9 protein-coding genes are annotated in these 8,501 nt (G+C 71.3%); all 9 read left to right on the forward strand.

Annotated features, from left to right (window positions below):
• Positions 1–190: 190 nt before the first annotated feature.
• The gene (locus VBO01S_RS29575; protein ID WP_062482279.1) at positions 191–943 is read left to right on the forward strand and encodes a transporter substrate-binding domain-containing protein; all 753 of its coding nucleotides are present in this window, start codon (positions 191–193) and stop codon (positions 941–943) included.
• A gap of 7 nt (positions 944–950) precedes the next feature.
• Entirely contained in the window at positions 951–1,619 is a 669-nt protein-coding gene (locus tag VBO01S_RS29580; protein WP_062482282.1) for an amino acid ABC transporter permease, read from the forward strand.
• Positions 1,616–2,188 carry a HutD/Ves family protein gene (locus VBO01S_RS29585; RefSeq protein ID WP_062482285.1) on the forward strand — a complete coding sequence of 191 codons (573 nt, stop codon included), beginning with the start codon at positions 1,616–1,618 and terminating at the stop codon, positions 2,186–2,188. The genes VBO01S_RS29580 and VBO01S_RS29585 overlap by 4 nt, the downstream gene beginning before the upstream one ends.
• Positions 2,189–2,213: 25 nt before the next feature.
• Complete coding sequence (gene hutI / locus VBO01S_RS29590) at positions 2,214–3,464, forward strand: imidazolonepropionase (protein ID WP_082818341.1); 1,251 nt, start codon at positions 2,214–2,216, stop codon at positions 3,462–3,464.
• Complete coding sequence (locus tag VBO01S_RS29595; RefSeq protein ID WP_062482291.1) at positions 3,461–4,843, forward strand: formimidoylglutamate deiminase; 1,383 nt, start codon at positions 3,461–3,463, stop codon at positions 4,841–4,843. Before hutI ends, VBO01S_RS29595 begins: the two co-directional genes overlap by 4 nt.
• 6 nt (positions 4,844–4,849) lie before the next feature.
• Positions 4,850–5,671: an N-formylglutamate deformylase gene (gene hutG / locus VBO01S_RS29600; RefSeq protein WP_062482294.1), complete on the forward strand. Its 822-nt coding sequence runs from the start codon at positions 4,850–4,852 to the stop codon at positions 5,669–5,671.
• Positions 5,668–6,825 carry a histidinol-phosphate transaminase gene (locus tag VBO01S_RS29605; RefSeq protein WP_062482297.1) on the forward strand — a complete coding sequence of 386 codons (1,158 nt, stop codon included), beginning with the start codon at positions 5,668–5,670 and terminating at the stop codon, positions 6,823–6,825. Before hutG ends, VBO01S_RS29605 begins: the two co-directional genes overlap by 4 nt.
• A 56-nt stretch (positions 6,826–6,881) precedes the next feature.
• Positions 6,882–7,931: a homocysteine S-methyltransferase family protein gene (locus VBO01S_RS29610; RefSeq protein WP_062482298.1), complete on the forward strand. Its 1,050-nt coding sequence runs from the start codon at positions 6,882–6,884 to the stop codon at positions 7,929–7,931.
• 78 nt (positions 7,932–8,009) lie between these two features.
• Positions 8,010–8,501 (forward strand): SH3 domain-containing protein (locus VBO01S_RS29615; RefSeq protein ID WP_157627498.1); only part of this gene is annotated, 492 nt, incomplete at its 3' end.

Below are 8,501 nucleotides of genomic sequence, written 5' to 3' on the forward strand. Positions count from 1 at the left end.
CCGGTGCTGGCCGCGGGCCGGCGCCTGCGCGGGGCGATCACGCTCATGGCGCCGCTCACGCGCGTCGAAAGCATGGAAGCTGCATTGGTCCACATGACCGTCGTCACGGCGGCCCGCATCTCGCGCGCACTGCAGTAGTCGCCGCTTTTCTTTTTCTTTCTCCCTCCCTCACCTCCACGAAAGCCCTCCCATGAACACCCGTCGCACCCTCGTCGCCGCCGCCCTGTCCGGCCTCGCCTTCTTCGGTTTCGCTGGCGCCGCGCAAGCCCAGGGTGAGCCGCTGCGCGTGGCCACCGACGCCACCTTCCCGCCGATGGAGTTCGTGGAAAACGGCAAGCGCACCGGTTTCGACGTGGAGCTGGTCGAGGCCATCGGCAAGACGCTGGGCCGCAAGATCGAGTGGATCGACATCGACTTCAAGGGCCTCGTGCCGGGCCTCATTTCGAAGCGCTTCGACATGGCCGTGTCGGGCATCTACATCACCGACGAGCGCAAGAAGGTCGTCGACTTCACCGTGCCGTACTACGCCGGCGGCCTCGTGGTCATGGTGAAGGACAACAACACGACCATCAAGAAGCCGGCCGACATCAACGGCAAGAAGGTCAGCGTGCAGGTGGGCACCAAGTCCGTGTCGTACACGAAGGAGAAATTCCCGCAGGTGCAGCTGATGGAAGTCGAGAAGAACCAGGAGATGTTCAACCTCGTGGACATCGGCCGCGCCGACGCCGCCGTCACCGGCAAGCCCGCCGCCTTCCAGTACGTGCGCACGCGCGGCGGCCTGAAGGTGCTCGACGAGCAGATCACCACCGAGGAATACGGCATGGCCATCCGCAAGGACACGCCCGAGCTCACCAAGGCCGTGAACGGCGCGATCGAGAAGCTCAAGGCCGACGGCACCTACGCGGCCATCGTGAAGAAGTGGTTCAGCGCCACCGCCAAGTAAGCGCGCCATGGACTTCGATTTCTCGCCCGTCTGGCAGGGCTGGCCCGACCTGCTGCGCGGCGCGCTGGTCACGGTGGAGATCACCGCCTGCGCGCTGGCCCTGGGGTGCGTGCTGGGCCTGCTGGTCGGCATCGGCCGGCTGAACCCGAAGCGGCGCTGGATCTACGGCGTGTGCACCGCCTACGTGGCGGCGATTCGCGGCACGCCGCTGCTGGTGCAGCTGTTCATTCTGTTCTTCGGCCTGCCGCACTTCGGCATCCTGCTGCCCGCCTTTGTGTGCGGCGTGCTGGGGCTCGGCGTGTATTCGGGCGCCTACGTGTCCGAGATCGTGCGCGGCGCGATCCAGTCGATCGACAAAGGCCAGACCATGGCCGCGCAATCGCTGGGCATGACGCCCGGCGTGGCCATGCGCCAGATCGTGCTGCCGCAGGCCGTGGTGCGCATGATCCCGCCGCTGGGCAACGAGTTCATCGCGCTCATCAAGAACTCGGCGCTGGTGTCGCTCCTGACCATTCATGACGTGATGCACGAAGGCCAGAAGATCATCAGCGTGTCGTACCGCTCGCTCGAGGTGTACCTGGCCATCGCGCTCGTGTACTTCATGCTCACGGGCACGATGACCCTGATCCTGCGGCATTTCGAACAGAAGCTGCGCCAGGGCGGGTTGATGCGATGAGCGTGCAGCGTTTTTCGCGCGCGACCCTGCGCGCCACGCCCTGGAAGAACGGCGGCGGCACCACGCAGGAAATCGCCAGCTGGCCGCCAGGCGCGGGGCTCGACAGCTTCGGCTGGCGCGTGAGCATCGCCACCATCGCGTCGCCGGGCCCGTTCTCGGTGTTCCCGGGCATCGACCGCCAGATCATGCTGCTCGAAGGCGACGGCGTGCGCCTCTTCACGCACGACGGCCGCGTGTCGCACCGGCTCGACGTGCCGCACCAGCCCTTCGCCTTTTCGGGCGACGACCCGATCGACTGCACGCTGCTCGGCGGTGCCTCGAACGACTTCAACGTGATGGCGCGCGGCGGCCAGTGGCGCGCCGACGTGCAGGTGCTGGAACGCGCCGCCGACATCGCGCCCGCGCCGCACGGCGTGCTGCTGGCCTTGCGCGGCGAGTGGCGCTTGAATGACGGCGAGGCCCTGGGCGAAGGCGACGGCCTGTGCTGGACCGACGCCGCGCAGGCATGGCAGGCCGCGCCGGCGAGCGACGGCGCGCGGCTGGTGGCCGTGCGCTTCGTGCCGGCCTGAGCGGCCACAGAAAAAGGAGATGACGATGACACCCCCCAGCGAATTCCCCTCGGCCGACGGCCTGTGGACCGGCCTGCGCCTGGCGCCCGGTGCGGCGCCCGGCGTCACCTTGGCGCCCGACGCCGAAGCCGCCCTCGTGGTCGCGCAGGGCGCGATCCGCTGGGTCGGCGCGCGCGCCGACCTGCCGGCCGAATTCGCGGGGCTCGCGCCGCACGACGGCGGCGGTGCGCTCGTCACGCCCGGCCTCGTCGATTGCCACACGCACCTGGTCTACGGCGGCCAGCGCGCCAACGAGTTCGCGATGCGGCTCGCGGGCGCCACCTACGAAGAGGTGGCCAAGGCCGGCGGCGGCATCGTCTCGTCGGTGCGCGCCACGCGCGAAGCCGACGAAGACACGCTGTTCGCCCAGGCCGCCGCGCGCCTCGAACAGTTGCTGGCCGACGGCGTGTGCGCCATCGAGATCAAGTCGGGCTACGGCCTGGCGCTCGAGCACGAGCGCAAGCAGCTGCGCGTGGCGCGGCGACTGGGCCAGGCCTACGGCGTCACCGTGCGCACCACCTTCCTCGGCGCGCACGCGCTGCCGCCCGAGTACGCCGGCCGCAGCGGCGACTACATCGACCTCGTCTGCAAGGAGATGCTGCCCGCGCTCGCGGCCGAAGGGCTGGTCGATGCGGTCGACGTGTTCTGCGAGCGCATCGCCTTCTCGCTCGCGGAAACCGAGCAGGTCTTCCAAGCCGCCAAGGCGCTGGGCCTGCCCGTGAAGCTGCATGCCGAGCAGCTGTCGGACATGGGCGGCGCGGCGCTGGCCGCGCGCTACGGCGCGCTGTCGTGCGACCACATCGAGCACCTGTCGGCCGACGGCATCGCGGCCATGCGCCAGTCGGGCACCGTGGCCGTGCTGTTGCCCGGCGCCTACTACACGCTGCGCGACACGCACCTGCCGCCCATCGACGCGCTGCGTGCCGCGGGCGTGCCGATGGCCGTCTCGACCGACCACAACCCCGGCACCTCGCCGACGCTGAGCCTGCTGCTGATGGTCAACATGGCCTGCACGCTGTTCCGCCTCACCGTGCCCGAGGCGCTGGCCGGCGTCACCGTGCACGCCGCGCGCGCGCTGGGCCTGCAGGACACGCACGGCGCCATCGCGCCCGGCATGCCCGCCAACTTCGTGCTCTGGAACCTGCACGACGCCGCCGAGCTGGCCTACTGGTTCGGCCAGCAGCCGGTGCGCGCCGTGGTGCGCCAGGGACGCATCGCCATCGGAGCCACCGAATGACACACACGCTTTTCGCAGCCGATGCGCTGCTGCCCGCAGGCTGGACGAAGAACGTCCAGCTGTCGTGGAACGATGCCGGCCGGCTCACGCAGGTGCAGGCCGGCGCGCAACCGCCCGCGGGCGCGCAGCTGGCGACCGGCCCGGTGATCCCCGGCATGCCCAACCTGCATTCGCACGCCTTCCAGCGCGCCTTCGCGGGGCTCACCGAGCACCGCGCCGAACAGCAGGACAGCTTCTGGAGCTGGCGCACGCTGATGTACCGCTTTGCCGCGCGCCTCGGTCCGCAGCACATGGAGGCCATCGCGACTTGGCTCTACGCCGAGATGCTCGAGGCGGGCTACACCAGCGTGTGCGAGTTCCAGTACGTGCACCACGACACCGACGGCCGCCCCTACGCCGATGACGCGGCGCTGAGCCGCGCGCTGCTGCGCGCCGCGCAGAACACCGGCATCGGCTTCACGCTGCTGCCCGTGCTCTACCAGACCAGCGGCTTCGGCGACCAGCCGCCCACCGAGGGACAGCGCCGCTTCATCCGCTCGACCGAGTCGATGCTGCGCCTGCTCGACACGCTCAAGCCCGACTGCGACGCGCAGGGCGCGCGCCTGGGCCTGGCGCCGCATTCGCTGCGCGCCGTGCCGCCCGAGGCGCTGCGCGAGGCGCTCGCCGGGCTGGACGCCATCGACCGCACCGCGCCGGTCCACATCCACATCGCCGAGCAGACGAAGGAAGTGGACGACTGCGTGGAATGGAGCGGCCTGCGCCCGGTCGAATGGCTGCTCGACCACGCCGCCGTCGATGCGCGCTGGTGCCTCGTGCACGCCACGCACATGAACGACGCCGAGTACGAATACGCGGCACAGAGCGGCGCGGTCGCGGGCCTGTGCCCGACCACCGAGGCCAACCTGGGCGACGGCATCTTCGACTTCGCGCGCTGGCGCAGCCACGGCGGCGTCTGGGGCGTGGGTTCCGACAGCCATGCCAGCGTCAACGCGGCCGAAGAACTGCTGATGCTCGAGTACAGCCAGCGCCTGGGCCGGCGCCAGCGCAACGTCGGCGCCAGCGCGGCGCAGCCGCACGTGGCCACCGCGCTCACGCTCGAAGCCGTGCAGGGCGGGGCGCAGGCGTCGGGCCGTGCCGTCGGCGGGCTGGCCGCGGGGCAGCAGGCCGACTTCGTCGTGCTCGATGCCCATCACCTCGCGCTGCAGGGCCTGTCGGCACCCGACATGCTCTCGGCCCATGTGTTCGCGAGCCACCGCACCTCGGCCGTCGACGCGGTCTGGGTGGCGGGCCGCCCGCGCGTCACGGCCGGGCGCCACGCGCTGCATGGCGATGCCGCAGCCGCCTTCGTTGCCGTGCGCACCCAACTCCTCAAGGACTGAATTCCCATGGCCTTCACCACCACCGAACCGGCGTTCCGCTTCCGCCAGGGCACGCGCCCGCTGCTGATCTCGATGCCGCACGTCGGCACGCACGTGCCGCCCGCGCTGGCCGCCCGCTTCACCGACGAGGCGCGCCACGTGCCCGACACCGACTGGCACCTCGAGCAGCTCTACGACTTCGCCGACGCGCTCGGCGCCTCGGTGCTCGTGGCCACGCATTCGCGCTACGTGGTCGACCTGAACCGTCCGCCGGACGGCGCCAGCCTGTACCCGGGCCAGAGCGTCACCGGCCTGTGCCCGGTCGACACCTTCGACGACACGCCGGTCTACGCGAAGCCCGAGGACCACCCGTCCGACGAAGAAGTTGCCGAACGCCGCGAGGCCGTCTGGCGTCCGTACCACCAGCAGCTGCAGGCCGAGCTCGATCGCCTCACGGCCGCGCACGGCACCGTCGCGCTGTGGGACGCGCACTCGATCCGCTCCGTGCTGCCGCGCTTCTTCGAAGGCAAGCTGCCCGACCTGAACCTGGGCACCGCCGACGGCAAGAGCTGCGACCCCGCACTGGCCGCCACGCTGCGCGGCATCGCCGAATCGGCGCCGGGCTACACCGGCGTGCTCAACGGCCGCTTCAAGGGCGGCCACATCACGCGCCAGTACGGCAACCCGGCCGGCGGCGTGCACGCGGTGCAGCTGGAGATGACCCAGTCGAGCTACATGCAGGAAGCGCTGCCCTTCGACTACCTGCCCGACGTGGCCGCGGGCGTGAAGCCGCACGTGCGCCGCATGCTGGAGGCGGTGCTGGCCTTCGTCGAAGGCGGCGCCCGGTGAGCGCCGCCATCCACGCGTTCGCGCGCCCCGAGGTGCCGCCGCTGCCGCCCTACAACGCGGGGCTGTCCTCGGACGCCGTGCGCGCGCGCTACGGCGTCAGCGAGATCGCGCGGCTGGCGAGCAACGAGAACCCGTACGGCCCCAGCCCCGCGGTGGCGCGGGCGCTGGTCGACCTGGCGGCGCGCGCGGGCACCTACCCCGACGCCAACTCCACGGCGCTGCGTGCCGCCATCGCGCAGCGCACCGGTGCGCAGCCCGGCGAGGTGGTGATCGGCAACGGCTCCGAGGACATCCTGCAGATGCTGTGCCAGGCGCTGCTGTCGCCGGGCGACCGCGTGCTCACGCAGCGCCCGGCCTTCGGCCTGCACGAGATCTACCCGCGCATGATGGGCGCGCAGGTCGAGCTGCTGACGCTCACGCCGGAACTCGGCTTCGACGTCGACGCCTGGTGCGCCGCGCTCGCGCGCGGGCCCAAGGTGGTGATGCTGGCCAACCCCTCGAACCCGGTCGGCTGCATGTTCGATGCGAGCGACTTCGCGCGCCTGCTCGTGGCGGTGCCCGCGGGCACGCTGCTGGTGGTGGACGAGGCCTACTACGAATATGCGCGGCTGGCGCCCGGCTACCCCGACGTGCTCGCCCTGCTGCGCGCATGGCAGGCGGCCGGCGAAGGCCGCTCGCCCTGGATCGTGCTGCGCACCTTCTCCAAGGCCTGGGGCCTGGCCGGCCTGCGCGTGGGCTACGGCATCGCGTCCGACGCGGCGCTGGTGCAGCTGCTCGACCGCGTGCGCACGCCCTTCAACGTGAACCTGGCGGCGCAGGCCGCGGCGCTGGCGGCCTGGGGCGACGAGGCCTTCATGGCGCAGGCGGTGGCGCGCACCGTGCAGCAGCGCGAGGCGCTGGCGGACCAGCTGCGCGCCCTGGCCGGGTCGGTCTGGCCGGGCCTGCGCATCGCGCCGTCGGCGGCCAACTTCCTGTTCGTCGACCTCGGGCGGCCCAACGCGCCGGTCAACGAGGCGCTGTTGGCGCGCGGGATCATCGTCAAGCCCTGGAAGGAGCCGGGCTTCGAGACCTTCATCCGCGTGTCGGTGGGCACCGACGCGGACAACGCGCGCTTCGTGCAGGCGCTGGCGGAGATCGCGGGCGGGCAAGGCTGACGCCGGCAAGACCCGCCTGCGCGCCGGGCCGGACCGGGGTTTTTACAATCGCGGACATGACCAAGCCCCTCATCTATACCCGCGGCCAGGCGCTGCCGGGCATCCTGGCCAACCGCATTGCCATCCTCGACGGCGCGATGGGCACGATGATCCAGCGCTTCAAGCTCACCGAAGCGCAGTACCGCGGCGAGCGCTTCAAGGACTTCGAGCGCGACGTGAAGGGCAACAACGAGCTGCTGTCGCTCACGCGCCCCGACGTCATCACCGACATCCACGAGGCCTACCTCGCGGCCGGCGCCGACCTCATCGAGACCAACACCTTCGGCGCGACCACCATCGCGCAGGAGGACTACAAGATGGCCCACCTGGCGCGCGAGATGAACCTCGAATCGGCCAAGCTCGCACGCGCGGCCTGCGACAAGTACAGCACGCCCGACAAGCCGCGCTTCGTGGCCGGCGCCCTCGGCCCGACGCCCAAGACGGCGAGCATCAGCCCCGACGTGAACGACCCGGGCGCACGCAACGTCGATTTCGAATCGCTGCGCGCGGCGTACTACGAGCAGACCGAAGCATTGGTCGAAGGCGGCGCCGACGTGATCCTGGTCGAGACCATCTTCGACACGCTCAACGCCAAGGCCGCGCTGTTCGCGGTGGACGAGTACTTCGACAACAGCGGCCAGCGCCTGCCGCTGATCATCAGCGGCACGGTCACCGATGCCTCGGGCCGCATCCTCAGCGGCCAGACCGTCACCGCCTTCTGGCACAGCGTGCGCCATGCGCAGCCGCTGGCCATCGGCCTGAACTGCGCGCTGGGCGCGACGCTGATGCGCCCCTACATCCAGGAGCTGGCGCGCGTGGCGGGCGACACCTACATCAGCTGCTACCCGAACGCCGGCCTGCCCAACCCGATGAGCGACACCGGCTTCGACGAGACGCCCGACGTCACCTCGCGCCTGCTGCACGAGTTCGCGGCCGAGGGGCTGGTGAACATCGTGGGCGGCTGCTGCGGCACGACGCCGGACCACATCGCGGCGATCGGTGCGGCGGTGGCGCCTGCCAAGGGCCGCCTCCTGAACAGCAACGGCTTCTACAAGGAAGCCGCCTGAAGCCGGGCGCCGCGCGCGCCCTCGGCTGATTGACGGCTCCCCGCCCCACGCCTACGCTGGGGCGCACAGGAGCCTCCCATGAACGCCACATCCTTCTTGCGCCGCGCTGCCTTGGGCGCGCTCGTCCTGCTGCTGCCGCTCGCGGCGGCGGCGCAGCAGGCCTTCACGCGCGGCGCGGTCAACCTGCGCGCCGGGCCCTCGGGCGACTACCCGCTGGTGGCACGGCTCGGGCCGGGGCAGCCGGTCGACGTGGTCGGCTGCACCAGCGGCTACGGCTGGTGCGACGTGGTGCTGCCCGACGGCGGGCGCGGCTGGGTCTGGGCAAGGAACCTCGACTACGCCTACCAGCAGCAGCGCGTGCCGCTGGCCACCTACGGCGCGGTCATCGGCGTGCCCATCGTGAGCTTCGTGATCGGCAGCTACTGGGCCGACTACTACCGCGACCGCCCCTGGTACGGCGACCGGCGCTGGTGGGGCCACCGGCCCCCGCCGCCACCGATCGCGGGCTGGCGTCCGCCGCCGCCCGTGCACCCGGGCTGGCAGCCGCGGCCCTGGCCGGGGCCTGGCGTG

Source organism: Variovorax boronicumulans NBRC 103145, from assembly GCF_001591345.1.
GTDB classification, from domain to species: Bacteria; Pseudomonadota; Gammaproteobacteria; order Burkholderiales; family Burkholderiaceae_C; genus Variovorax; species Variovorax boronicumulans.